This window comes from Nonomuraea sp. WAC 01424, assembly GCF_003947315.1.
In the GTDB taxonomy this organism is placed as follows: Bacteria; Actinomycetota; Actinomycetes; order Streptosporangiales; family Streptosporangiaceae; genus Nonomuraea; species Nonomuraea spiralis.
The window spans coordinates 166,850-190,941 of the sequence record NZ_QHHZ01000004.1; the positions used below are offsets into that span (position 1 = coordinate 166,850).

22 protein-coding genes are annotated in these 24,092 nt (G+C 72.7%); 7 read left to right on the top strand and 15 right to left on the bottom strand.

Annotated elements, in window-relative coordinates:
• Positions 1-71: 71 nt before the first annotated feature.
• Both DMB42_RS13035 and DMB42_RS13040 read right to left on the bottom strand, forming a co-directional pair.
• Entirely contained in the window at positions 72-3,914 is a 3,843-nt protein-coding gene (locus tag DMB42_RS13035) for an amino acid adenylation domain-containing protein (RefSeq protein ID WP_125634156.1), read from the bottom strand.
• A complete protein-coding gene (locus DMB42_RS13040) occupies positions 3,907-5,871 on the bottom strand; it encodes a BTAD domain-containing putative transcriptional regulator (protein ID WP_185844623.1) in 1,965 nt (654 codons plus the stop codon). The genes DMB42_RS13035 and DMB42_RS13040 overlap by 8 nt, the downstream gene beginning before the upstream one ends.
• 854 nt (positions 5,872-6,725) lie before the next feature.
• Here DMB42_RS13040 and DMB42_RS13045 point away from each other — a divergent pair.
• The 3 genes from DMB42_RS13045 to DMB42_RS13055 all read left to right on the top strand — a co-directional run bounded on the left by DMB42_RS13045 (position 6,726) and on the right by DMB42_RS13055 (position 8,729).
• Positions 6,726-6,965 carry a hypothetical protein gene (locus DMB42_RS13045; RefSeq protein ID WP_125634160.1) on the top strand — a complete coding sequence of 80 codons (240 nt, stop codon included), beginning with the start codon at positions 6,726-6,728 and terminating at the stop codon, positions 6,963-6,965.
• Positions 6,966-7,090: 125 nt separating this feature from the next.
• Positions 7,091-7,930 (top strand): alpha/beta fold hydrolase, encoded by an 840-nt coding sequence (locus DMB42_RS13050; protein ID WP_260477664.1) that lies wholly within the window; start codon positions 7,091-7,093, stop codon positions 7,928-7,930.
• A 22-nt stretch (positions 7,931-7,952) separates the two neighbouring features.
• Entirely contained in the window at positions 7,953-8,729 is a 777-nt protein-coding gene (locus tag DMB42_RS13055) for a MerR family transcriptional regulator (protein WP_125634164.1), read from the top strand.
• Between the two features lie 34 nt (positions 8,730-8,763).
• Here DMB42_RS13055 and DMB42_RS13060 read toward each other — a convergent pair whose 3' ends face one another.
• From DMB42_RS13060 to DMB42_RS13070, 3 genes are read right to left on the bottom strand one after another with little or no spacing between them, the layout of a single operon-like run.
• Complete coding sequence (locus tag DMB42_RS13060) at positions 8,764-9,819, bottom strand: alpha/beta fold hydrolase (protein WP_125634166.1); 1,056 nt, start codon at positions 9,817-9,819, stop codon at positions 8,764-8,766.
• 28 nt (positions 9,820-9,847) lie between these two features.
• Positions 9,848-10,336 carry a DinB family protein gene (locus tag DMB42_RS13065; protein WP_125634168.1) on the bottom strand — a complete coding sequence of 163 codons (489 nt, stop codon included), beginning with the start codon at positions 10,334-10,336 and terminating at the stop codon, positions 9,848-9,850.
• Positions 10,337-10,378: 42 nt separating this feature from the next.
• Complete coding sequence (locus DMB42_RS13070) at positions 10,379-11,005, bottom strand: bifunctional 2-polyprenyl-6-hydroxyphenol methylase/3-demethylubiquinol 3-O-methyltransferase UbiG (RefSeq protein ID WP_125634170.1); 627 nt, start codon at positions 11,003-11,005, stop codon at positions 10,379-10,381.
• Between the two features lie 169 nt (positions 11,006-11,174).
• Here DMB42_RS13070 and DMB42_RS13075 point away from each other — a divergent pair, with 169 nt between their 5' ends.
• Positions 11,175-11,624: a hypothetical protein gene (locus tag DMB42_RS13075; protein ID WP_125634172.1), complete on the top strand. Its 450-nt coding sequence runs from the start codon at positions 11,175-11,177 to the stop codon at positions 11,622-11,624.
• Positions 11,625-11,678: 54 nt separating this feature from the next.
• On the opposite strand, the gene DMB42_RS13080 is transcribed toward DMB42_RS13075, so the two are convergent.
• On the bottom strand, positions 11,679-12,425 hold the full coding sequence (locus DMB42_RS13080) for a class I SAM-dependent methyltransferase (RefSeq protein WP_221762121.1): 747 nt from the start codon (positions 12,423-12,425) through the stop codon (positions 11,679-11,681).
• A 142-nt stretch (positions 12,426-12,567) separates the two neighbouring features.
• Between DMB42_RS13080 and DMB42_RS53150 the strand changes: the two genes are divergently transcribed.
• The gene (locus DMB42_RS53150) at positions 12,568-12,735 is read left to right on the top strand and encodes a hypothetical protein (RefSeq protein ID WP_185844662.1); all 168 of its coding nucleotides are present in this window, start codon (positions 12,568-12,570) and stop codon (positions 12,733-12,735) included.
• 111 nt (positions 12,736-12,846) lie between these two features.
• Entirely contained in the window at positions 12,847-13,104 is a 258-nt protein-coding gene (locus DMB42_RS13085) for an antibiotic biosynthesis monooxygenase (protein WP_221762122.1), read from the top strand.
• Positions 13,105-13,156: 52 nt separating this feature from the next.
• Here the strand turns inward: DMB42_RS13085 and DMB42_RS13090 are convergent, their stop codons facing one another.
• The 3 genes from DMB42_RS13090 to DMB42_RS13100 all read right to left on the bottom strand — a co-directional run bounded on the left by DMB42_RS13090 (position 13,157) and on the right by DMB42_RS13100 (position 15,246).
• On the bottom strand, positions 13,157-13,636 hold the full coding sequence (locus DMB42_RS13090) for a DUF6653 family protein (RefSeq protein WP_125634177.1): 480 nt from the start codon (positions 13,634-13,636) through the stop codon (positions 13,157-13,159).
• Positions 13,633-14,229 (bottom strand): TetR/AcrR family transcriptional regulator, encoded by a 597-nt coding sequence (locus DMB42_RS13095; RefSeq protein WP_185844624.1) that lies wholly within the window; start codon positions 14,227-14,229, stop codon positions 13,633-13,635. The genes DMB42_RS13090 and DMB42_RS13095 overlap by 4 nt, the downstream gene beginning before the upstream one ends.
• Positions 14,230-14,304: 75 nt before the next feature.
• A complete protein-coding gene (locus DMB42_RS13100; protein WP_125634181.1) occupies positions 14,305-15,246 on the bottom strand; it encodes a zinc-binding dehydrogenase in 942 nt (313 codons plus the stop codon).
• 95 nt (positions 15,247-15,341) lie between these two features.
• Here DMB42_RS13100 and DMB42_RS13105 point away from each other — a divergent pair, with 95 nt between their 5' ends.
• Positions 15,342-16,223: a LysR family transcriptional regulator gene (locus DMB42_RS13105; RefSeq protein WP_125634183.1), complete on the top strand. Its 882-nt coding sequence runs from the start codon at positions 15,342-15,344 to the stop codon at positions 16,221-16,223.
• On the opposite strand, the gene DMB42_RS13110 is transcribed toward DMB42_RS13105, so the two are convergent.
• The 6 genes from DMB42_RS13110 to DMB42_RS13135 form a co-directional block, all read right to left on the bottom strand.
• Positions 16,209-16,697 (bottom strand): DUF5946 family protein, encoded by a 489-nt coding sequence (locus tag DMB42_RS13110; protein WP_125634185.1) that lies wholly within the window; start codon positions 16,695-16,697, stop codon positions 16,209-16,211. The genes DMB42_RS13105 and DMB42_RS13110 overlap by 15 nt on opposite strands.
• 70 nt (positions 16,698-16,767) lie before the next feature.
• Positions 16,768-18,171, bottom strand: a complete 1,404-nt coding sequence (locus tag DMB42_RS13115) for a family 20 glycosylhydrolase (protein ID WP_125634187.1) — start codon at positions 18,169-18,171, stop codon at positions 16,768-16,770.
• Entirely contained in the window at positions 18,164-19,864 is a 1,701-nt protein-coding gene (locus DMB42_RS13120) for a beta-galactosidase family protein (protein WP_125634189.1), read from the bottom strand. Before DMB42_RS13120 ends, DMB42_RS13115 begins: the two co-directional genes overlap by 8 nt.
• A 20-nt stretch (positions 19,865-19,884) precedes the next feature.
• A complete protein-coding gene (locus DMB42_RS13125) occupies positions 19,885-22,230 on the bottom strand; it encodes a discoidin domain-containing protein (RefSeq protein WP_125634191.1) in 2,346 nt (781 codons plus the stop codon).
• Between the two features lie 20 nt (positions 22,231-22,250).
• Positions 22,251-23,144, bottom strand: a complete 894-nt coding sequence (locus tag DMB42_RS13130) for a carbohydrate ABC transporter permease (protein WP_221762123.1) — start codon at positions 23,142-23,144, stop codon at positions 22,251-22,253.
• Positions 23,141-24,091, bottom strand: coding sequence for a carbohydrate ABC transporter permease (locus DMB42_RS13135; protein ID WP_125634193.1), 951 nt, complete (start codon positions 24,089-24,091; stop codon positions 23,141-23,143). Before DMB42_RS13135 ends, DMB42_RS13130 begins: the two co-directional genes overlap by 4 nt.
• Position 24,092 lies beyond the last annotated feature (1 nt).

The following is a 24,092-nucleotide window of genomic DNA, read 5'->3' on the forward strand; positions in this document are numbered from 1 at the left end:
CCATCGACTGTCCTGGACATCTGGGACAGATGCTTCAACCCGGTTGCACATTCGGCGCATATCGCCGTTTTCTAGGGCTCTTCGATGAACCCCGCGCGGGCCAGCCAGGCCAGGACCAGCCGTCCCATGTCCTGGTCGATCGGCGGGCAGGCGATGCCGGTGCCGGCCAGCGCGGCGTCGGTGTTCGCGGTGCCGATGCGGGGCGCGTCCTCGCCGGGCTCGTCGCCGATGAGCGGCAGCACCGGGTAGAGCGCGTTGTCCTCGCCGACGTCGCGCAGCCTGAGCCGCCACTCCTCGAACGGGACCACCTCGAACCGGTAGCCGAACGCCTTCACCCACTCCCACACGTCGCCGAGCGCCGTCGTCGCCGGGTTGGCGAGGTGGAAGACGCCGCCGAAGGACTCGGGCCGCCGCGACAGGTGCACGACGGCGCGGGCGGCGTAGTCCACGGGCATGAAGTTCAGCGCCATGTCCTGCTCCGGTCCCGCGCCGAGCTGGATGCAGCCCTTGACCAGCACACACGTGTAGTCCGTGGTGTGGGCCGCGCCCGTACGGCTGTGCCCGAGGACGATCCACGGCCGGTAGACGACCACGGGCAGCCCGCGCTCGCCCAGGGTCGTGACCAGCCGCTCGGCGACCCATTTGGTCTGGGCGTAGCCGCCGGTCACGTCCCCGGGCTCCACGGTGTCGTCCTCCGCGATCAGGCGGTCGGTGTGGTGGCCGAAGACGTCGATCGTGGACATGTGGTGCACGGCCTTGACCCGCGTACGGCACGCCAGCCTGAGCACCTCCTTGGTGCCGAGCACGTTCGCCCTGCGCAGGGAGAGGTAGGGGTGGACGAAGTTCACCTTCGCCCCGCAGTGGTAGATGACGTCGACGAGCTCGGCCAGCTCGTCGAACCGCCGCTCCGGCAGCCCGAACCGCGGCTCCTCCAGCGTCCCCGGCTCGGCCACGATGCGGTCCCGGTACGACTCGTCCCAGATGCCGTACTCGCGCATCGTGCGCTCGACCCGCTGGTACGCCTGGTCCGGGTCGGCGGCCCGGACCAGGCAGTGCAGGACGGCCTCGCCGGTGCGCAGCAGCTCGTCGGCCAGGAACGCGCCGAGGAAGCCGGTGACCCCGGTGATGAAGATCCGCCTGGGGGTCAGCAGGTCGGCGACGGGCAGGCCCACCGGGGTGAGGTCGTCCTCGACGGCCGCGTCGGCGACCAGGTCCTCCGCGCCCGCCACGGCCAGCGCCCGCCCCGGCGCCCCGCTCCCCGGCCCGCTGCCCGGCAGGGCTGGGAGGGCCGCGCGGTCCACCTTGCCGTTGCCGGTCAGCGGCAGCGCGGGCAGCGGCACGTAATGCGCGGGCAACATGGCCGCGGGCAACGTCCGGCCCAGGTGGGCGGCGAGCTGCTCCTCAGTCGGAGCCGGGTCCGCCCGGGGCACGACGTAGGCCACCAGCCGCCGGTCGCCCGGCCGGTCCTCCCTGACCACCACGACCGCGGCGCGCACGTTCCGGTGGCGCAGGAGCGTGGCCTCGATCTCGCCCGGCTCGATGCGATGACCGCGCACCTTGACCTGGTGGTCGGTCCTGCCGAGGTAGTCGAGGGTGCCGTCGGGCAGATGCCGGACGAGGTCCCCGGTCCGGTACATCCGGGCCCCCGGCGTCGGGCCGTACGGGTCGGGCAGGAACCGTTCGGCGCTCAGCCCCGGCCTGCCCAGGTACCCGCGGGCCACGCCGGCCCCGGCGACGTAGAGCTCGCCCGGCAGCCCGGCCGGGGTGGGGCGCAGGCTCTCGTCCAGGACGTACAGGCGGGTGCCGGCGACGGGACGGCCGATCGGCACCGGCCCGGCGGGGGCGTCCCCGGCCGCCACCTCGTACGCGCAGCAGCCGACGACGGTTTCCGTGGGGCCGTACTCGTTCACGACCAGGGTGCCGGGGGAGTGGCCGGCCCATCGCCGCAGGGTCTGGCCCGGCAGGGTCTCGCCGCCGACGACGAGCCTGCGTGTCAGGTCCGCCGCGTCCCCGTCCGTTCCGGTCTGCGTGAAGTGGTCACACAGCAGTTCGAGGTGGGCCGGGGTCAGCTTCACCAGGCTGTGGCCGCCCTCGCGCAGGGCTTCGGCGAGCGCGGCCGGTCCGGCGTCCTCCCGTACCACCGTCACCGTGCCGCCCGCGGCCAGCGCGGGGTAGATCGAGGTGACCGTGAGGTCGAACGCGATCGAGGAGTGCAGCGTCGAACCGCCGCCCGCGCCCGCCTCGTACGCCTCCACGGCCCACCGCACGTAGTTCGCCAGCCCGCGGTGCGGCACCATCACGCCCTTCGGCACGCCCGTCGAGCCGGAGGTGTAGAGGATGTAGGCGAGGTTGTCCGGATGTGTGGCGACCGCCGGGTTCGTCGCGGGGAACCCGTCGATCCACTCCCGGACGCGGTCGAGGACGACGGTCCTGCTCGGGCTCGCGGGCAGCCGCTCGGCCGGGCCGGTCGAGGTGAGCACGAGCTCGGCGCCGCTGTCCGCGATCATGAAGGCGAGCCGTCCCGGCGGGTGCCCGGGGTCCAGCGGGACGTACGCGGCCCCCGCTTTGAGCACCGCCAGCAGCGCGACGAGGAGGTCCGGGCCGCGCGGCAGGCAGATCGCGACGCGGCTCTCCGGGCCGATGCCGCGCGAGCGCAGGGCGTGCGCGAGCCGGTCGGCCCGCTCGTCGAGGTCCTGGTAGGTCAGCTCGTGGCCGTCGGAGCGCACCGCGACCGCCGTGGGCCGCCGTTCCGCCGTGGCCCGGACGAGCTCGTGGACGTGTCCGGCGGGCGCCGGGGCCGCCGGTCCCGTGGCCCAGTCGTCCAGCAGGAGCCGCCGTTCCGCGTCGGGGAGGATCGGCAGCCGGGAGACCGCCTCGTCGGGCATGGCCGCCATGCCTTCGAGAACGGTGAGCAACCGCGCCCTGAGCCGGTCGGCGGAGACGGGCCCGAGCCTGGTTCCGTCGTGGTCGAGCCGGAGGTGCCATGTCCCCTGGGTGCGGGTGCCGCGCACGGTCGGCGGGCCCGCGTGACCGATCGCGATCGGGCGCACCTCCGGTGGCAGGGGCTCGCCGTCGTCGAGGACGACCATGACCGCCGGCCGCCCGTCGCCGGCCACCGCCAGCCCCGCCCGTACACGCTGAAGCAGCGTACCCACGGTGGGATCGCCGGCGAGACCGACGCGGACCACCCGCGGGACGGCCAGCGGCGCGATCAGCCGCGAGGTCCCCGGCAACTCCCGCCGCGCAGTCAGGACACCGGCCGCGACCTCGGCGTCCCCGGTCAGCCGGCCCAGCAGCACGACAGCCCCGGCCACCAGCACACTGCCCGGGTCGTCCTCCTCCCGGACCTCGTCGTCGGGCTCGGCCCGGAGCGCCGCCCACCCGGCGGTGACGAGGTCGGTCATGCGGGCCAGGGGCGGCCGCTCGGCCTGCGGGCGGGTGTGGGCGTCCCACAGCTCGGCCAGCAGGATCCCCGGGCAGAAGTCGTCCGCGATCAGCCGGTGCAGGACGAGGGACAACACGACGTGCCCCTTGTCCAGCCGCAGCACGGACACCCTGAACAGCGGCGCGGCCGTCGGCGTGAGCGGCGTACGGGCGTCGGTGGCGAGCCGTCGCGCCACCTCGGCCGAGCGTTCGGGCCCGGCCAGCGCCGACAGATCGGCCGCCGCCACGGCGGCGACGGCCCCGCGGGCCACCAGCCGGACGGGATCGCCGTCGAGGACCCGGAAGTACGTCCGCAGAGCCTCCTGCCTGCGGACGACGGCGGTCAGGGCCCGCTCCACGTCGGCGGCGTCGAGGTCCGCGTCGATCTCGTACGCCGCCACGACGTGCGACTCCGGCGCGGCCAGGTCGTCGTGGGTCCACATGCGGTGTTGTGCCGGGAACAGGTTGCCGGTCGCGTTCTGGTCAGGCATCGCCGTCCGCCTCCCCCCGGCTCCCCACGGCCGCGCCGACGGCCGTCGGGCGTCCGCCCGGGTGCGGCCGGTCAGGTGGTTCGCCCGTCTCCGCCCGTCCGCGTACGTAGAGCCGGAACAGGTCGTCCAGCCGGTAGCCGCCCTCCACGGGGACCAGCAGGTTGGCCTGGACCAGCTCGGCCACCACCCCGTCCGGCGAGCCGGGCAGCACGACCGGCTGCTCCGGCGGCAGGGATCCCGCCAGCCAGGACACGCGCCGCGCGAGCGGTGACAGCTTGGCGTAGCCGGCGGCGAAGGCGGCCTGGACGCTCAGCTCCCCGATCGCCAGCTCCTTCAGCCGTACCGACTCGTCGGCCAGGCGTTCGGCCAGCCGGGCGAGCGGCCACGAGGGGCGCACCGCCAGCCGCGTCCCCGCGATCCACAACGCCAGGGGCAGCCCGGCGCAGGCCGCGGCGATGCGCCGGACCTCGCCGGGCTCGCGGTCCGCGCGGTCGTCGCCGATCAGGTCGCCGAGCAACTCGATCGCGGACTCCTCGGCGAGCGGCCCGACACGCACCGGGCGTACGCCGTCCAGGGAGGTCAGGCGTGTGCGTCCGGCCGCCAGGACCCGGCACGCGCCCGGCCCCGGCAGCAGCGGGCGGAGCTGCGCGCCGTCTTCGACGTCGTCCAGCACGATCAGCACACGGCGGCCGGCCAGCAACGACCGGTACAGGGCGGCTCGATCCTCGACCCCGGCGGGCTGGCGCCGCGGCGGCACCCCCAGGGAGCACAGGAACTCCGCCAGTACGGCCGAGACGGGCTTGGGGTGTGCCGTCGAGCCGCAGAGCACCTGGTCGAGGCGGCCGTCGGCGAACCGGGGCGCCAGCTCGTGGGCGGCGCGTAGCAGCAGGACCGTCTTGCCCGCGCCCGGCGAGCCGGACAGCGCGACGACGGCGGCCCCGCCGGGGGCGCCGGGGGGCCGGGTGAGCGCGCCGGTGATCTCGCCCAGCTCGGCCGCCCTCCCGACCAGGCCCGCGACGACCGGCGACAGATGACACGCCCGCCTGCCCCCACCGCTATCCCCCGAAGCCCCCCCGGCGGCCGCGCTCGCGCCCCCGCCCCCGCTTGCGACCCCGGCCCTGCTCGCGACCCCGGCCCCGGCCCCGCCCGCGACCCCGTGGGGGAGTGGGCGTCCTGGTGGGGTGGCGGGGGAGGGTGGGGGTGTGTAGTGGTGGCTGCTCCAGGGGAGGGCCTTGCGGCCCGCCAGGATGCCGCGCTGCACCTCGCGCAGCTCCGGGCACGGCTCCAGCCCCAGCTCACGGGTGAGGATCTCGCGCGCCTGCGCGAAGGCCACCAGCGCTTCCGCCTTCCGTCCCAGGTGGTAGAGCGCGACCATGAGCTGCGCCCAGGTCCGTTCGCACAGCGGGCGTTCCTCCAGCATGCGGCGCAGCCGTACGATCAGCTCCTCGTACCGGCCGAGCGCCATCTCCGCCTCCACCAGGGCCGACAACACGCCCCAGCGAAGGTCGTCCAGCAGGGTGATCCGGGCCTGGGCCCAGGCGCCCAGCTCCATGCCGGCCAGCGGCTCCCCGCGCCAGAGCCCGGCGGCCCGTTCCAGCGTGATCGCCGCCGCCGGGGCGTCCCCGTCCTTGGCCGCCTGACGCCCCTTGTCCGCCAGCGTCTCGAAGAGCAGCAGGTCCAGCTCGCCGGGTTCCACCCGGATGAGGTAGCCGGAGGAATGGCTGACCACCCGCAGAGCCCCCAGGGACGCCCTGAGATCGGCGACGTAGGTGCGGATGTTGGAGGCCGCCGAGCGCGGCGCCTCCTCCCACAGCGTCTCGACGAGCCGGTTGACCGAGACGACCTGACCGGGATGAAGCAGCAGTGCCGCGAGCAGCGCGCGGCGCTTGACGCCTCTGATCTCGACCGTGCCCTCTGCCGACCTGACTTCCAGCGGCCCGAGTATGCGAAATTGCACGAACCTGCTCCCTTGTGAAGTACCACACTGCCGAATCGCGGCGCAGCGCATGACAAATCGGGACCCGGCCCGGACATGGGCAGCCGCGACGTGGAATCGGGGCGAACTACGGCGACGACGGCCGGGAACACAACGCGGACCGGCCGCACCGCCCCCGCTGCGGTCGCGTTCAGCCGTCGCCGAGAAGAGTGAATGGCTGGGACGTGTTCAACTTTTGGACCACGGCAGATGCGGGGCGTCGAGCGGCTCGGCGCCTCTCAAACGGGCAGTCGCCAGAGAATGTCGGGACACCCCCTTGCAGTTTGCTTGCAGAATCATTACACGCAGTGAACGGGCATCATCCGAACGCCCTCCGACCAGCGGGACAGCCCATAAGACGCACGACCTGCGGACATATTCGGCCCGTCCGCAAGCCGATCGCGGCCACCGTCCCGAATCGGTACCCGTGTGCCATCAGGTCTGTTCATGAATGCCTCCGACAGAGGTTCGCGGCCGGCTGCCGCCTGGATGAGTCCCCGTACGAAAGGCGTGCCATCCCGTTCCATCCCCCGCGCCGGACGCTCAGGCAGCGGATGCTATGAGTAATTGGTATGGAAGCACCATGTCGATTTACCGGCCCCGCAGCTCTCCCGCGAATCTAGGCAGCGCCGCTTTAATTCCGCTATAGGAACTCCGGAGGCGCATTGGATCAGCGTTCAGGGGGACGCGCGCTCATCCGGCAGGCGGACGACGGGACGGAATCGGGACGGCGAGCATGAATGCCGTTCACCGAAGGATCTCGTCGAAGGACACGTACATGATCAAGAAGCCTCTGCCCGCCGTGCTGGCGGCGGCGGTGTCCGACCAACGAGGTGATGATCGGCCGCGGGCACCGCGGCGACGAGAACGGCGACACCACGTTCACGTGTGGTCGCATCTACATCGACAACGTCCAGGTCACGGTGGTCAAGCTGGACATCTGGGGCACCGTGACGGACGAGAACCGGCATGAGTACCAAACCCCGGCGAACCAGGTCATCACCGGCATCCGCCACGATGGCGACGAGAACGGCTGGACCCAGTACGAGTACGGCTGGATCTCCTACACCGGCTGACCCACCGCTGCACGACCGCTCACAACCGCCGCCCCGCCCGCGACAGTCAGACGGGGCGGCGGCGACACAATCGGCGGCCCGTCCGGCTTGACCCTGACGCAGCGTCAATGTCCCAGCATGGCGGCATGACGATCCACCACTGCACGATCGACCCCTGCACGATCGACCACTTCACCATCGACCACGACGGCGTCACGATCGCGGTGTCCCGCGGCGGCAGGGGCCGGCCGCTGGTGTTGTGCCCCGGGCTGAACTCGACCCAGGCCGACCTGCACGAGCTGGCCGGGCTGCTGCGGCGCGACCACGACGTGGTGACCTTCGACCTGCGGGGCCACGGTCTCTCCTCAGCCGCGGGCGACTACTCCTTCCAGTCGTTCCTCGGCGACCTGGGCGCGGTCCTCGCGACGGTCCTGTCCTCGCCGGGAGGTTCCGGTGCGGCGCCGCTGCTCGTGGGGTACTCGCTGGGCGCCGACCTGGCCGTGCACCTCGCCGCCGCGCATCCCGGCGGCATCGCCGGGCTCGTCCTGATCGACGGGGCGAACCCCGTGCCCGAGCCGTTCCTCACGCCGGACGTCCTGCCGGAGCTGCGCGCGATGTGGACGGACCTGGCCGCGCGGCAGCAGGCCCGACAGGGCACCCCGCGTCAGGTCCTGCTCAGCGGGGATGAGATCGCCGGGCTGAACGCCGAGATCGACGTGGTCCGGGCCGCCATCCTCGACCGTTACCGGGCGATCGACGTGCCGATCAGCATGATCATGTCGACCGCGATGGCCGGCGACGGCGACGGCATCGCACAACGCTTCAACCGGAACTGGCGCGCCGGGATCGAACGGCTCGTCCGGCAGCGGCCGCACATCACCACGTCCTGGCTGGCGGCCGACCACGGGCTGGTCTTCACGCACGCCCCGGAGATCGCCCAGCTCGTCCGGAGCGCCCCGGGCCGGGCCGGTCGGACGGCCTCGTAACGGCACCTGGGAGGCTGGTGCGATGCTGACGATCGGCGAACTGGCGTCGTACGCCGGAGTGACCGTACGCGCGGTGCGTCACTACCACGCCAAGGGCCTGCTGCCCGAGCCCGAGCGGGACGCCCTCGGCTACCGCAGGTACGACGCCGGCGCGGTGGTCGAGCTGATCCGGATCCGTACCCTGGCCGAGAGCGGGGTCCCGCTGGCCCGGATACGGGAGCTGCTGCGGGCCGACGAGGAGGAGTTCGCTGCGGCGCTCGCCGACATAGACCGGCGGCTGCGGGAGGAGATCCGGCAGCGGCGGCGGCACCGCGAACGGCTGGCCCGGCTCGCCGCCGGGGACAGCCTGGCACTGCCGCCGGAGGTCGTCGCCTACCTCGACCGGCTGCGCGCGCTCGGGGTGGACGAACGTATCGTCCAGGCCGAACACGACGGCTGGATCCTGCTGGCCGCGCACTCGCCCGGACGGGTGCCGGAGTGGATGGCACGCAAGCGGGAGCAGCTCGGCGACCCGAAGTTCATCGACTTCTTCCTCACCCTGGGCGAGGCCCTCGCCCAGCCCGGGGACAGCCCGCGGCTGGTGGAGCTGGCCGACCGGCTGGCCGCCTACATCACACGGCTGGCCGCGGAGAAGGGCGAGGACTACGTCGACGACCTCGACGTCGAGCCGCCGTTCGTCCGGTTGATGGACAGCCTGGCGTTCGACGCCCTGCCACCGGCCCGCCGGCTGATCGAGCTGCTGAGGCGGCGGGGCTGGGACGGCTGGAGCAAACTCGGCCGCGTGCCCCCCGCCCGCTGACCGCGAACGTTCCCGCCATTGTGGGTCGCCGGTGTCACCTGGCGAGGAAGCGCAGCAGCTCCGCCGTCACGAACGCCGGGTTCTCCTCCACGAGCCAGTGCCCCGCGCGCGGCACGTCCACCGCCCGTACGATCCTGGTCAGCCGCGGGGCCACCGTGGCGCGGATCGCGTCGAGCTGCCCCTGAGCGGTCATGAGCAGGGCCGGGACGCGTACCGGCGCGGCCGCCGAGGCGTCGCGGACGTCCCGGTCGAGCGCGCGGTAGAGCTCGAACCCGCCCGACAGGGCCTGCGGCCGGCTGTAGGTCCGGGCGTACTCGTCGATCTCGCGGTCGGTGAACGGCGACCGCTCCGAGGTGCCCCCGAACGCCGTCCCGCCGAACGCCACCTGGGGGTAGAACAGCGCCAGATAGTCGCGCACGTCGTCGCCCACGACCGCCTCGGGCGCCCGCCGCTGGGAGTGGAAGGCGATGTGCCAGCTCAGCGTGCGGTACGTGGCCGCGTCCACGGCGGGCCCGGGGAGCGGCAGGTCGAGGTAGCCGAGGCGGCCGGTGTCGCCGGGGAACTGGGCGGCGTACTGGAAGGCCACCGCGGCGCCGAAGTCGTGGCCGACGACGGCGGCGTCCCGGATCCCGAGCCGGCCGGCGATCAGTTCGTGCACGTACCGGGCGAGGGTGGCCTTGTCGTAGCCGGTCGGCGAGCCGGTGCTGTCGCCCAGTCCCGGCAGGTCGATCGCGTAGACGGTGTGACGTTTCGCGAGTTCCGGCATGATCGGCCACCAGCCGTACCAGGTCTGCGGCCAGCCGTGGATCAGCACCACCGGTGTGCCACTGCCGCCGGTCACGTAGTGCATGCGGACGCCGTCCACGTCGGCGAACTCGTGCCGGAAGGCGCCCTTGAACGCCGGATCGTCCTGGGTGGCGGCGGCGTAGGAGGCGGCGGGGGCGGACTTCGCCGTCGGCCCGGGTTTCGCGGCCGGTGTGGCACAGGCCGTGGCGACGAGTGTGAGCAGGAAGGCGAGCACGATCGTCGACGCCGTGCGCGCGGACCTGAGGAGGCGGCGGCGCGACGGCGGCCGGGTTGCGGTGGTCATGTGTTCCTGTCCTGGGAAGGGGATGGGGTCAGCGGCCGGTCGTGCCGTCGATCAGTTCGCGCAGGATGTCGGCGTGGCCCGCGTGCCGGCCGGTCTCCTCGATCATGTGGGTGAGCGCCCACCGGACACTGGGCGCCGGACGGCCGGGCCCGTGCCTGGAGGGCGGCCGGGGGAGCGGTGCGGCCGGATCGGCGCAGCCGTCGAGCACGGCGTTGGCGCGCGCGACCGTGTCCCGATAACGGGTGAGAACGTCGCCCACGCTGTCGGACGGCGCCGCCCGGAAGGTGTCCGGCCAGGCGGTGACCTCCTCGCCGAGGAAGATCGCGCGTTCGACGGAGATGAGGTGGTTGAGCAGGCCGAGCAGGTTCGTGCCGGAGGGCACCATCGGGGTTCGCACCTGCGGTTCGGGGACGCCCTCGACCTTGGCGGCGACGGAGGTGCGCAGGTAGTCGAGGAAGCCGCGCAGGGTCTCGGTCTCGGTGCGTCCGGTGCGGGGCGGCGGGGTGTCGCGGGGCATGACGAAGGTCCCTTCCTGGTGATCGAAGGTGGTGGCGGCGGGTCAGGCGGCGCGGCGGACGAGCAGCACGTGGTCGGTGACCTCGGCGGTGCGCCCGTCCGGTCCGGTAGCGATCCGGCGGGGCGCGTCGGCCCGTTCGACCGTCCAGCCCGCCGGATCCAGGTCGAGGTCCGCGGCCACCTCGTGCGGGCCGGGGTGGCGGTGGCCGGGGTCCTGGTCCCACGACCACGGCGCGGTCGAGCCGTGGTCGACGACCAGCAGGCGTCCGCCGGGGTGCAGGGCGCGCGCGGCCGAGCGCAGGACGCTCGCGCGGTCCAGGTCGTGCGGGGTGTGCAGGTAGTGGGCGCAGATCAGGTCGAACCGGCCCGACGGGAAGGACCGGCCCAGGTCGTGCCGTACGGTGGCCAGCCGGTGGTCCAGCCCATGCGTACGGGCCAGGCCGGCGACCCGCCGGAGGGCGACGGCCGAGATGTCGGCGGCGGTGACCTTCCAGCCCTGGCGGGCCAGCCACAGCGCGTCACCGCCGTCGCCGCACCCCAGGTCCAGCGCGTCGCCGGGCGGCAGGCCCGGGACCGTCTCGGCGAGGCGGAGGTTGGGGCGCGGGTCGGTGACCGGTGGCCGGGCCGCGTACACGCCGTCCCAGAACGTGACCGCTTCGGTGTCGTTCATCGAGGCTCCTTGCGTGGATGGGAGTTCAGTGTCACCACGCGTACGGCGATCTGGCACGATTTCTTGCGGTTCTGGCAAGAGGGCCGGCGGGCTCTTGCCGCCCGTCCCGTCGAGGCGTTCACTGGGGGCCGGGAGGCGTACGGGGTCTCCTCAGCAGGGGGTGCAGGACATGACCGTCGCCCAGAACGCCGATGGCCGCCTCGAAGTGTTCGCCCGGGGCAACGACGACGCGCTGATCCACACGTACCAGACACGGCCGAACAACGGCTGGTCGTTCTGGTCCTCACTCGGCGGCGGACTGGCCGGGCAACCGGCCGTGGCACGCAACGCCGACGGCCGGTTGGAGGCGTTCTCCATCACCGAGGACGGCGCGCTGTGGCACATGTGGCAGATCGCGCCCAACAGCGGCTGGTCCGACTGGCAGACGCTGGGCGGGCGGCTGTCCAGCAGCCCGGTCCTCGCCATGAACCCCGACGGGCGGCTGGAGGTGTTCGTACGGCGCGACGACACGGCGGTGATGCACATCTGGCAGAGGGTGCCGGACGGCGGCTGGTCCGAGTGGGACCGGCTGGGCGAATGGCAGGCCTCGGCCCTGGGCCAGGGCTGGCGCGAACCGTAGCCGGACCCTTACACCGGCCGTCCGGTCCGGCCAGGCCCGGTTCGCCCGGCCGGGTCAGGCGATGAGCAGGCGGAGGCCGAGCTCCGCCGCGTCGAGGGACAGGAGGTCGCGGTTGCGTTCCGCCCACCGGCCCGAGTCGAGGTCGGCCCGCAGGTCGCGCACCGCCCGCCGCTCGGCCTCCGGCCCCACCGCGGTCCACGCCGACAACCCGCGGCGTACGCGCTCGTCCAGGTACGCCTCGGGCCGGCGCCAGTAGGCCTCGAAGAACCCGTCGGCGCAGTCCCACGGGATGGGCACCGGCTCCGTACGGGCTCCGATCGCGCGGGCCAGCTCGGCCAGCGGCGGCTTGCCGGCGAGGAGGCCGGCGATCTCGGGCAGGTAGTCGCGGATGAGCCAGAACCGCTGACGCCACTGCGCGTCGCCGCCGTCGAACGTGAACACCACCACCCGGCGGGCCACGCGCCGCATCTCGCGCAGCCCGGCGATCGGGTCCCGCCAGTGATGAACGGTGCTGACGGCCATCGCGGCGTCGAAGGAGCCGTCCTCGAACGGAAGGTCCTCCGCGGAGGCCGCCACGCACGGCGCCGCGCCGGCCGGACGCTGGGCCCGCATGAGCGCCGACGGCTCGACCGCGATGACGTCACGGTCAGGGGGCTCGTAGGAGCCGGTGCCGGCCCCGACGTTCACCACTGTCCGCGCGTCGCCGAGCGCGGCCCAGATCCTCGCGGCGATCCGCGGCTCGGTGCGCCGCGTGAGGGTGTACGTGCCGCCGATCGAGTCGTACAAGGGTGCGCCGGGCATGTCGCTGCCTCCTTCTCCCCCGCCGCTGTGATGATCGCCGCTCCCCGGCCCGAGGTCAAGATCGTCCGTCACCGGGAAGCCGGGCCCGGCGGAAACGCGGGAGCGCGCGGCGACCGGTCCGCCCCTCAGTGGCCGGTGTCCCATGGGGTCACTCCGGCCCCTCGCCGCCGCCCGGCTCCCGGACGGCGCCCCCGTCATCGCGGCCGTCGTCGGCGACGGCGGGCTGTGGGCCTGGGACCTGGCGACCGGGGAGCCTCTGTACTGGACGGAACCCTCTTCGCCGCGACGAGCCGGGGACTGGCCGCGGTGACGCCGGGAGCGACGATCGCGGCGGGGTAGAAGTCAGTAGCATGGGGGCATGACGCCACTTACAACTCCCTACTATGCGGTGATCATCACACAGAAGCTGAAGGACACAGGCATGGAGGGCTACGACGAGATGGCGGCCCGGATGGTCGAACTCGGCACCAAATGGCCGGGTTACCTGGGTCGCGAGTCCGTCGCCAGGGCCGACGGCCACGAGTTGACCGTGATCTACTACGCCGACGCCGAGTCCATCGCCAGCTGGAAGGCCGACGTCGAGCACCTGGAGGCCCAGCGGCTCGGGCGCGAGCGGTGGTACGAGTACTACGACGTGCAGATCGCCCGGGTCGAGCGGGCGTACAGCTTCAAGGGTTGATCTACATCGTAAAGGCGCCGTCGCGGGTGGCCGGCCGGCCACCCGCGACGGTTCAGTGTTCGGCCGTGACCTGGTCGTAGAAGACGCCGAGGCGGTCGATGCGCCAGAGCTGGCCGTACACGATGAGGGCCGGGCCGACGACGGTGGGCCAGATCTCCAGGGCGATCAGCCCCCACACCAGCAGGGCGAGGCCGACCAGCGAGCCGAGCACCCAGATCCGCTGGACGACGGCGAACCCGGCGGGCATGCGGGAGCGGTCCTCCATCCACAGGCGTTCGCCGTAGATGCCCCGGGAGGACCAGGCGGTGGGCTTGTCGATCGGGCGGAAGGCGTGCGGGTTGGCCCACAACCAGAGCGCGACCAGGGCCAGCGGCAGCAGCGCCCACCAGCCGATCCAGGTCCGGCTCCAGATGGCGGCGATGGCGAGGGGGATGGCGGCGAAGCGGGTCCAGACGCTCCACGGGTTGGCGTGGCGCTTCCACGCCTCTTCGCTCATCCCGGCCATCTTGGCGTACTTGTCCAGCGCGCTCATGCGAGCATCCCCCTAGCCAGAGTTCGGACGGTGGCTTCGAGCACCTGCTCGTAGGCGGGGCCGAAGCGGTCTTGGTTGACGACGACGAGGCCGGCCGTGCGGATCACGCCGACGAGGATCTCGGCCGGGATGTCGGCGACGATGACGCCGGTGCGCTGGCCTTCGGCCAGGTGGTCGAGCAGCGGGGTGACGATCTGCGGGGCGACGCGGGCGATCTGCTCGGGGCCGACGCGCCGGGTGACGGCCTCCAGCTCGTCGGGACGGGTGAGCAGCCGCCGGTAGAGGGGGTCGCCGGTGAGGACGTCGGTGATGGCGTGCATGACGGCGACCAGGCCGTCCTCCCCGGGGGGGCCGGTCAGGGCCGCCGTGACGGAGGCGGCGACCTGTGGGGCGCGGCGGAGCATGATCTCCAGGTAGAGGGCTTCCTTGGATTCGAAGAAGGCGTAGAAGCTGCCTTTGGCGATGCCCGCCGGGGCGACGAGTTCGTCCAGTGAGGTCTTCTTCAGACCTTGTGTGGTGAACAGTTCCTCGGCGGTGTCCAGCAGCAGGCCGGTGATGCGCGCCTTCTCCTCGGCGGTGAACGCGACTGCCATATCTATGACTCCTTTGGTCATTCGGTCATAGCGTACACCCGGCGTCCACCGGCGGGAGCGTGGGCGGGATGTCCGTCAGCGGTTGCGCAGGATGACCTTGCCGACGGTACGGCGCGCGGCGAGGTCCGCCAGGGCCTGGCCGGCCTGCGCGAGCTCGTACTCGGCGCCGGTCGTGGGGCGCAGGCGGCCGGAGAGGGTCAGCTCGATCAGTTCCTTCAGCGGGGCGGCGGCGTCGCTGCCGGGGCGGCGCAGGTGGGCGCCGAGCCAGTAGCCGCCCACCGCGATGCTGCGCTCGCTGAGCAGGCCGGGGTCGATCGGCTGGGGGTCGGCGCCGCCCGAGGCGCCGTACGTGATGAGGCGGCCGAAGGGGGCAAGGGCGTGCAGCGCCGCGTCGAACACCGGTCCGCCGACCGCGTCGAGCACCACGTCCACGGGAGCGCCGCCGTTGGCCTCGATCACCCGCCCGGCGTAACCGTCGGCGGCGCCGTCGATCGCGGCGTCGGCGCCGAGCTCCAGCACGAGGTCGCGTTTGCCGGCCGTGGAGGCGGTGCCGATCACCCGTGCGGCGCCGGACTCCCTGGCCAGCTGCACCGCCAGGTGGCCCACCCCGCCGGCGGCGGCGTTGACCACCACGCTCTCGCCGGGGGCGACCCGGGCGGCCGTACGGACCAGATGCCACGCGGTCAGCCCCTGCACCAACAGCGCCAGCGCGGCCCCGGCGGGCAGCTCCTCGGGGATCTCCAACGGGTCCTCGACCAGGGCCTTGGTGGCGTAGGCGCGCTCGGCGAAGGCGAGCACGCGGCGGCCGTCGGCGGTACGTCCCACCACCTCGCTGCCCGGCACGAACGGCAACGCGGGCGGCAGGTAGGAGCCGGTGAGCCGTTCGACGTCGGCGAAGTTGAGCCCGGCGGCCTCGACGTCCACGAGGGTCTGGCCGGGGCCCGGCACCGGATCGGGCACCTCGGCCAGGGTCAGCACCTCGGGTCCGCCACGTCGTTCCGCATGCATGATTCTCATGCGCCAGACGCTAGAGGCGCCGCATCGGCCCAGCCAGCGGGTGTGGTTCGTACGTGACGCGGAATGTATGAAGGCTCTTCATACGTTGCCGTCGCATGAACGATCTCACCCCCGCCGAGCTCCGGGTCCTGGTCGCCGTGGACGGCGAGGGCAGCGTGTCGGCGGCCGGCGTACGGCTGGGGCTGACGCAGTCGGCGATCTCCCACGCCCTGCGCGCCGCCGAGCAGAAGATGGGGACCGTCCTGTTCCACCGGGGACGCGGCGGCGCGCGGCCGACCGCGGCGGGGGAGGCCGCCGTGGGCCACGCCCGGCACATCCTGCGGTTGCTGGAGGTCATGCGCGCCGACGCGCACAACGCGGCGCGCGGCCAGGCCGCCGGGACGATCCGGCTGGCCGCCTTCCGCAGCGCGGCCTTCCATCTGCTGCCGCGCGTGCTGGTGCGGTTCGGGCAGCGGCACCCGAAGGTGACCGTGGACGTGCGCATCGTGCCGGACCTGGGCCGGGGCATCGCCGGTGAGGTCGCCGACGGGCGGGCCGACGTGGGCGTGGTGTCCCTGCCGGTGTACGTGGACGGCCTGGTGTGCCGGGAGCTGTACGCGGAGCCGTACGTGCTGGCCCACCCGGCCGGGCATCCGGATCCGCGTTCGCTGCCCATGATCGACTGGCACGAGAACTGCTCGGCCGAGACCCGGCGCTGGCTGGCCGCGCAGGAGTGGATCCCGCCGGGCGACATCACGGTGGAGGACGACGGCGTGGTCATGTCGATGGTCGGGCACGGCCTGGGCGCGGCGATCGTGCCCCGGCTGTCGACGGTGGACGCGCCCGCCCGGGTCGCCGTGGCCGAGCTCGGCGACGGCGCGCCGCAGCGCCGGGTGGGCTACGTGACCACCCGGGAGCTGACCGGCTCGGCCCTCATCCGCGACCTGCTCGGGGAGCTCAGGACCATGCGGGGCCCCGGGGTCTCAGCTCTCCATTGAGCGCCAGGACTCCACCGTGGCCCGGACGACGGCCTCGATGTGCCGCCCGTAGGCGGCGTGGCCGTCGGCGACGAAGCTGCCGTCCCTGACGGGCAGTCCGCTGAACGTGGCGCGGAAGTCGCGGGGAGGCCCGCCCGGCGGGAGCGGTTCGTAGGCCGCCAGCGGTTCCATGTCGTAGCCCGCGCGGCTCCCGTGCCTGTTGCGCGCGATCTGGTGGGCGGCCGCGCGCAGCAGCGCGTCCAGCCCCTTGTCGAGGAGGAGCTGGAGTTGCCGGAACTGCCCGTCGAGGTACTTCTCATGACCTCGGTACGGATGTTGCAGCAGGTACGCGCAGACCACGGGGGCGTGCCACCGGTACATCACGGGGTCGGCCTGCTCCTCGGACAGGATCGCGTGGTAGTAGTCCACGCACACGCCCAGCGGGCCGGCCGCCGCGCCGCATTCGCACCGGACGGCGCCGGGGTTGTCTGCCATGACCCGCAAACCTAGAGGGCGGGCGGCGGCGTTGTCGACGCGATTTCCGCGCCGGTCGCCGATCCCGCGCTCACTGCGGCGGCGGGCCCGCCTCCCGGACGGCCCGCATGAACGCCGCGTACGGCAGGCCACCCGCCCCGCTCCACATCTTCTGGGCCAGGACGGCGAAGGTGGGCTCGACCAGGGCGCGTACGTCGTCCTCGGTGTAGGGCGCCGCGGTGATGTCGTTCCACACCGCCGACATGGCGCCGAGCAGGTCCGGGTCGCCGGGTTCGACGCTCTGGCCGTCGGGGAAGACGTGCGGCGCCCAGTGGTCGTAGAGGTGTTCGCCGTCCAGGCCGTCGGGGTGGTAGTAGGTGGCGGCCGGGACGACGTAGAGCAGGCTGTCGCTGGTGTTGACGAAGGAGTAGCCGTCCCGCCTGGCCTCGTGGGGGCCGTACCAGACGGTGGCCCAGCAGTTGATGACCACGTCGCGGTCGTAGCCCTCGGGGACGCCGTCCGCCATCCTGGTCAGGCTGCCCCAGGCGCGGGGGCGTTTGCCCAGGGCGCGCAGGTGGGCCGCCATCGTGTTGAAGAAGTCCTTGTAGCGGGGTTCGTCGGCGAGGTACTCATCGGCGCCGAAGTGCGCGTGCGGGCCCCGGAACCAGGGGGTGAACTCGGTGAACAGGTCCTTGACGAACTGCGTGGCCGCGGGCTTCGACAGGTCCAGGTGGTCGTCGCCCAGCCCGAGCGAGGGCCGGAACCGGACGAACGCCAGCGCGTGGGCGGGCGCGTCGATCTCGGGGACGAGCGTGACACCGTTGGCCGCGGCCGTCTCCTCGAAGGAGTCCCAGTCGGCGCGGTCATAGGCGCCGTCGGTGGAGGCGAGCCCGGCCAGCGCGGGGTCGTCGGGCACCAGCCGGAAGCCCGCCGGTACGTCCTGCCAGGTGCCCTCTGGGGCCAGGAAGCCGTTGTCGTTGAGGTGGAGCTGCAGCTCATTGAGCTTGAACCAGCCCATGAGGGCCAGGTGCTCGCGGATGAAGGCGGGGGTGAAGAAGCGGCGGCCCACGTCCAGCATGAAGGCCCGCACCGGGTAGTCCGGCCAGTCGGCGGCGGTGCCCAGCGGCAGGTCGGTGGTGGTGCGCAGGATCTGCAGCAGGCTGCGCGTGCCGTAGAACAGGCCGATGGGCGTGGGCGCGGAGATCCGCACCTGCCCGCAGGTGACGGCGAGCAGGTAGCCCTCCTCGGCGAAGCGGACGCCCCCCGCCTGGCCCGCGGGCGCGGGGTCGAGGGTCAGGACGATGTCGCCGTCGCGCGCCGGCCCGCCGGACGCGGTGAGCGTCAGGCCGGCGACGTGCCCGATCTCCCTGACGAGGCGGTCACGCAGGACGGTGTCGTCGGCGACGACCCTGGCCAGGCTGCTCGCCGGGAGGAAACCGGTGCCGCCGTCCCACTGTTGCAGGCGGGGGATGACGACCGGTGCCGGGTTACCCAAGGTCGGCCTGTTCCCGGATCTCCACGACCGGCTGCCGGCAGCCGTCGAGTTCGAGCACGACGATCTCGTTGCCGCCCGCGCGCAGCAGCGGCCAGGGCAGGTAGAGGGTGCGCTGCGGCCCGCGGTCCCAGTAGCGGCCCAGGCAGAACCCGTTGACCCAGACGTAGCCCTTCGTCCAGCCGGGCAGGGCGAGGTAGGCGTCGCGCGGCTCGGCCACGGTGAGCGTGCCGCGGTGGAACACGGGCCCGGTCGTGGCGCCCGTACGGCCCCACGGAAGCCCGGACACGTCCTCCAGCGGGATGGGGACGGCCTCCCAGTCGTGGACGTACTGCCGTTCGTGCCGCACGCCGCCGGCGATGCCCTTGCGGTCGCCCAGCCGGGGGCCGTAGTTGACCCGGCCCATCGACTCGACCAGCAGCTCGACGACCGCTGACGGGCCGGGCACCGCGACGGGCACACCGGTCAGCCGGTCCCGTTCGAGGACCGCGCCGGGCTCGCCGTCGACGAACAGGTGGGCCCGGTCGGCCAGCCCGTCCACACACAGCGCGTACGGCCGCCGCGGCCCCGGGAGGGTGGCCCGGTAGAGCACCAGGCCATGGGGCAGCCCGAGCTCCTCGAAGGTCGGCGGCTGGGCCGAGCGGACCGCGGTCTCCGGGAGCGCGTCGAACAGCCGCAGCGACTGCGTCAGCTCGACCGTGCCGGGCGGGAGCGTCGGCGGCAGCGGCTCCGGCTCGGGCACCGGGCGTTCCTGATGGGCGGCCAGCACCTTCCTGAACGCCCAGAACTTCTCGGTCGGGGCGCCGCGCTCGTCGATCGCGGCGTCGTAGTCGTAGGAGGTGACGGTCGGCTGGTAGTCGCCGTCCTGGAGGTCGCCGCCCAGGTTGGCGCCGGCCCAGGTGCCGAAGTTGGTGCCGCCGTGCGCCATGTAGAGGTTGACCGAGGCGCCCGCGGCGAGCATGCGTTCCAGGAGGCCGGCGACCTCGGCGGCGTCCCTGGTGGTGTGGGTGTCGCCCCAGTGGTCGAACCAGCCGTTCCAGAACTCCATGCACGCCGGCGGGTCGCCGGGCAGGTGGCGGGCCAGCTCGGCGAAGGAGCCTTCGGGGTCGGAGCCGAAGTTCACCGTCGCGCGTACGCCGGGCAGGGTGCCGCCGGTCAGCATGTGGTCGATCGCGCCGTCGGAGGTGAACAGGGGCACGTCCAGGCCCCGTTCGCGCAGCCCGTCGGCCAGCCAGGTCAGGTAGCGGCGGTCGGAGCCGTAGGAGCCGTACTCGTTCTCGACCTGGACCATGCTCACGTTGCCGCCGCGGGTGACCTGCCGGTCGGCGACGATCGGGATCACCTCGTCGAAGAAGCGCCCGACGTGGCCGAGGAAGGTCTCGTCGTGGCAGCGCAGCCGGGCCCCGCGGTCGGCGAGCAGCCACCAGGGCAGCCCGCCGTTGTCCCATTCGGCGCAGATGTACGGCCCCGGCCGGACGATCGCCGACAGTCCCTCCTCGGCCGCCAGGTCCAGGAAGCGGCCCAGGTCGGCCCGGCCGGTGAAGTCGAAGTGGCCGGGCCGCGGTTCGTGCAGGTTCCACGCGACGTAGGTCTCGACGGTGTCCAGGCCCATGGCCCGCAGCATGGCCAGGCGCTGCCGCCACTGCTCGGGAAGGACCCGGAAGTAGTGCATCGCTCCCGACAGCACCTGAGTCATGCGTTGTTCTCCTGATCCGGTCAGCGGGTGGCGATCTCGTAGAGGGCGAGGTTGCCCCATTCGAGGTTCGCCTTGTGGACGATCAGCCGGATCCTGTCGGTGGACACCGGCGCGGGCAGCCGCATCGTGCTGGTCTCGACGGTGGCGCTGCTGGAGGGCCAGTCGATGAGGTGGTGGTCGACCCGCGTCACCCAGGCGGCGCCGTCCCAGGTCTGCAGCGACACGTCCGTGACGCCCTGGCCCTTGGCCCAGGCGGTGTGCAGGGTGACCTCGGAGATGTTGCGCGGCGCGCGGTAGTCGACGGTGATGTCGCCGGGGAAGGTGACCCCGGTCGCGGCCGAGGCCCACGGCGTGCCGGGGTCGCCGTCGATCAGGTTGTCCAGCGCCGAGGCCGACGGGAACGACGTGGTGACCACGGGCGCGCCGCCGGGCGGCAGGTAGGGGCCGGTGGCGGCGGGCACGCCCAGGCGTACCTCGTCGATCTGGATGCGGCCCTGGCCGGTGACGACCAGGCGTACCCGGCGCGTGGTGACCTCGGCGGGGAGCGTGGCCGCGCCCTTGACGCCGGTCGCCCTGGTCTGCCAGGTGGTCCCGTCCTCGGAGGTCTGGACGTCGTACTCGATGTCCGGCGAGCCGGTCAGCTCGACGGTGCTGAAGGTGCGGTCGAGTGCGTACGTCAGGTCGACGGTGCCGGGGAAACGCGGCTTGGGGACGCTTCGCCAGGACGTGGCGGGGTCGCGGTCGGCCAGCCGCTCCAGGTGCCCCTTGGGCGTGAACGTGCTGCTCACCCGGGGCGGCGGGACGGCCCGCTGGTAGGCGCCGAGGTCGGGGGCCGCGTCGGGGACGGGCGTACCGGCCAGGTCGGTGCCGGCGGGCACGCTCACGCCCGCGTCGAACACCGCCGAGCCGTCCAGCGGCCGGTAGCCGGGCAGGCCGCCGGTGCCGGGCGAGGCCAGCTCGGGATCGGCCACGATCGCCTTGTGGTCCGGGCCGGTCGGCGGCTGAGGCGTGCCCCAGTAGAGGTTGTGGTCGTAGATCGCGCCGTTCTTGCCGTCGAACCCGGCGCCGGCCGTGTTGAGGAACACGTTGTCGCGCACCTTGACGCCGGCGGCGTCGTTGTAGATCCGCACGACCTTGCCCAGGGGGTAGCGGCCGGCGCCGGCCAGCGGCGGCTTGACCTCGACCACCCGGCCGTCGGCGTAGACGGTGTTGTTGTGGATGTCGGTGCCCTGGGTGGCGGTGGACAGGCCGAAGACCTCGTAGCCGTCGCTCTCGCTGACGTTGTGGCGGACCACGGTGTCGCGGGTGGGCGCGCCGGCGAAGGAGACGGCGATGAAGAAGCCGCCGTCGTTGTGGTGGCTGTAGTTGTACTGCACGAGGCTGCGGTTGTTGTCGGCGTCGGAGTCGAAGCCGTGCCCGTCGGAGCCGGGGCCGTTGAACCCGGTGCCGCTGACCTCGTTGCGCTGGACGACGAGATCGTCGTTGCCCTGCCACCAGATGCCGACGTTGCCGCCGGTCGGCTTGGTACGGCCGGTCACCGCCCGCTCGACCTTGTTGCCCTCGACCAGGGCGCCCTTGGTGTGCATCGGGGTGATGCCGCCGCCGGTCACGTCATGGACGCGGTTGCCGCGGATGGCGACGCCGGTGCTCGGCGTCCACGTGGACACCTCGCTGTCGGGGATGCCGGTCTCGGCCGGGTAGAGGCTGGTCATGCCGTTGCGGCGGGACCAGGTGGACCACATGATGATCCCGTACGAGCCGATCTCGGAGATCTCGTTGTTCTCGATGACGAGCCGGTCGAAGAAGGTCGGCGTGCGGTTGCCCCTGATCGAGACGAGCAGGCCGGCGGTGGCGACGCTGTGGCCGCCGGCGCCGTCCACGTCGTGGATGCTCAGGTTGCGCAGGGTGACGTTCGCCAGCCTGCCGGAGTCCTTGGCGGACAGGTTGACGCCGGTGCGGTAGACGGCCTGGCCGTCGGTGTTGGTCACCTGGAGGCCGTCGACGACGAAGTCGTGCACGTCGCTGATCGTGACCGCGGCGCCGGTGATCCCGCCGCCCTCGATGAGCGGTTTGGCGCCCTGGCCGTAGGCGCCGACCGTGGCCGGGTTGCCGGGCGTACCGGCGCCCTTCAGGGTGAGCCGGCCGCTCCAGCGTTGCCCGGCTTTGAACAGCAGGCGGTCGCCGGGGCCCAGCGTCAGGTCGCCGGCCTTGTCCAGGCTGCGCCAGGCGGTGGCCGGGCTGGATCCGGCGGCGGCGTCGTTCCCGGCCGTGGCGTCCACGTAGTAGGTGGTGCCGGTGGCGGCCTGGGCCGAGGGGGCGGCCAGGAGTCCGGCCACTAAGGCCGACGCGGTGACGATGACACGCAAGGGGGTGCGTCCTTTCCAGGTCATTTGCCGATCCCGGCCGTCATGCCTTCGACGACCCGGCGGCCGAGCCAGATGTAGAGGATGACCATCGGGTAGATGAGGATCACGATTCCGGCGAACAGGCCGCCCCAGTCGGAGCTGTACTGCATGGTCGAGTACAGGTTGAGCAGGGCCGCGGGCAGCGTGCGCTCCTCGGGCAGCGGGGTGATGAGCAGGACCAGCAGGGTGGAGTTCCACAGGCCGATCACGTTGAGCACGAGCACGGTGGTCAGCCCGGGCCGGGCCAGCGGCGCGATGACGCGGACGAACGCCGTCAGCGGCCCGGCGCCGTCGAGCTCGGCGGCCTCCTCGACCTCCTTGGGCAGCGACCGGAAGTAGCCGGTCAGGACGAACACCGCGAACGGCAGCGACAGGACGACCTCGAACACCAGCAGCGTGATGCGGTTGTCCCACCAGCCGGTGACCCAGTCCACCATGAACGTGTAGAGCGACAGCTTGGCCACCACGATCGGGATGGCCATGGTCTGCAGCGGGATGCTGAGCCCGGCGGCGAAGAACCCGGTGATCGGACCGGCGATCCGCCGCGACGAGCGCGACAGCGCGTAGGCGGCGGGCGCCGCGATCACGACGATGAGCAACGAGCCGAGCGCGGTCAGCACGACGCTGTTGAGCGCGGCGATCGAGAACTGGCCGGCCTGCCAGGCCGAGTCGTAGTTCTCCCACGCGGCCGAGGCGGGCAGCGAGAACGGGGAGAGCCACACCTCGCCGGAGGTCTTCAGCGACTGCAGGCCGACCCAGCCGACCAGGGCCAGGTTGAAGACCACCCAGGCCCACAGGGCGACCGCCGTCAGGCGGGGCAGCAGGAGGTCGCCCACCAGCCGGGCCAGGGGACGCCTCACCGGGACGGTCGTCATGACAGCTCCACGCTCTCTCGGCGGGTGATGCGGCGTACCAGGACGATGAGCACGATGGTGATCAGGGTCACCACCACGCCCATGGCGGCGCCGGAGCCCAGTTCGGGCACGCCGCCCCCGGTGATCACCGTGTACTGCTGCACGGCCACGGTCCTGGCCTGCAGCGGCGGGGCGCCGGGCGTGCCGCCGGTGGTGAAGGCGATCACGATCTCGAACACCTTGAGGCTGTTGACCACCCACAACACGGCGGCGACCGCGAACACGTCCCAGGTGAGCGGCAGCGTGATGTGGCGGAACTGCTCCCACTTGGTCGCGCCGCCCAGGACGGCGTCCTCGTACAGGTGGGGCGGGATGCCGTCCACGGCCGACATCATCAGCGCGATGTAGAAGCCGGTGGAGGACCAGACCAGCCCGCCGATGATGCACTTGAGCACCAGGTCGGGGCCGAGCCAGGGGAGCCCGTCGATGCCGGCCCAGCCGAGGATCTGGTTGACGACGCCGCCGGGGTTGAGCAGGAACCCGACGGCGGCGCCGACCGCGATCGCCGAGATGATCATCGGGAGGAAGACGACGGACCGGATGAAGGCCCGTCCCTTCAGGTGGCGCAGCGCCATCATCGACAGGAACGTGATCCCGAAGACCAGTGCGCCGCCGGCGATCGCCAGGACGAACGTGTTGACGAACGACTGCGTGAACGCGCCGTTGCGCAGCAGCGCCTCGTAGTTGCGCAGGCCGCGCCACTCCATCTCGGCGCCGGGGCCGGCCCAGCGGTACAGGCTGACCCACACGCCGTAGAAGGAGGGCGCGACGAACAGCAGCGCGTAGAGCGCGAGGGCGGGCAGCAGGAAGGGCCAGAAGGCCCGTTCCCGCGCCGGCCGCAGAACCTTGCCGCGGTACGGATCCCGCGACGGGAGCGCCGTCTCCGCAACGAGGGAGCCGTATGCCATG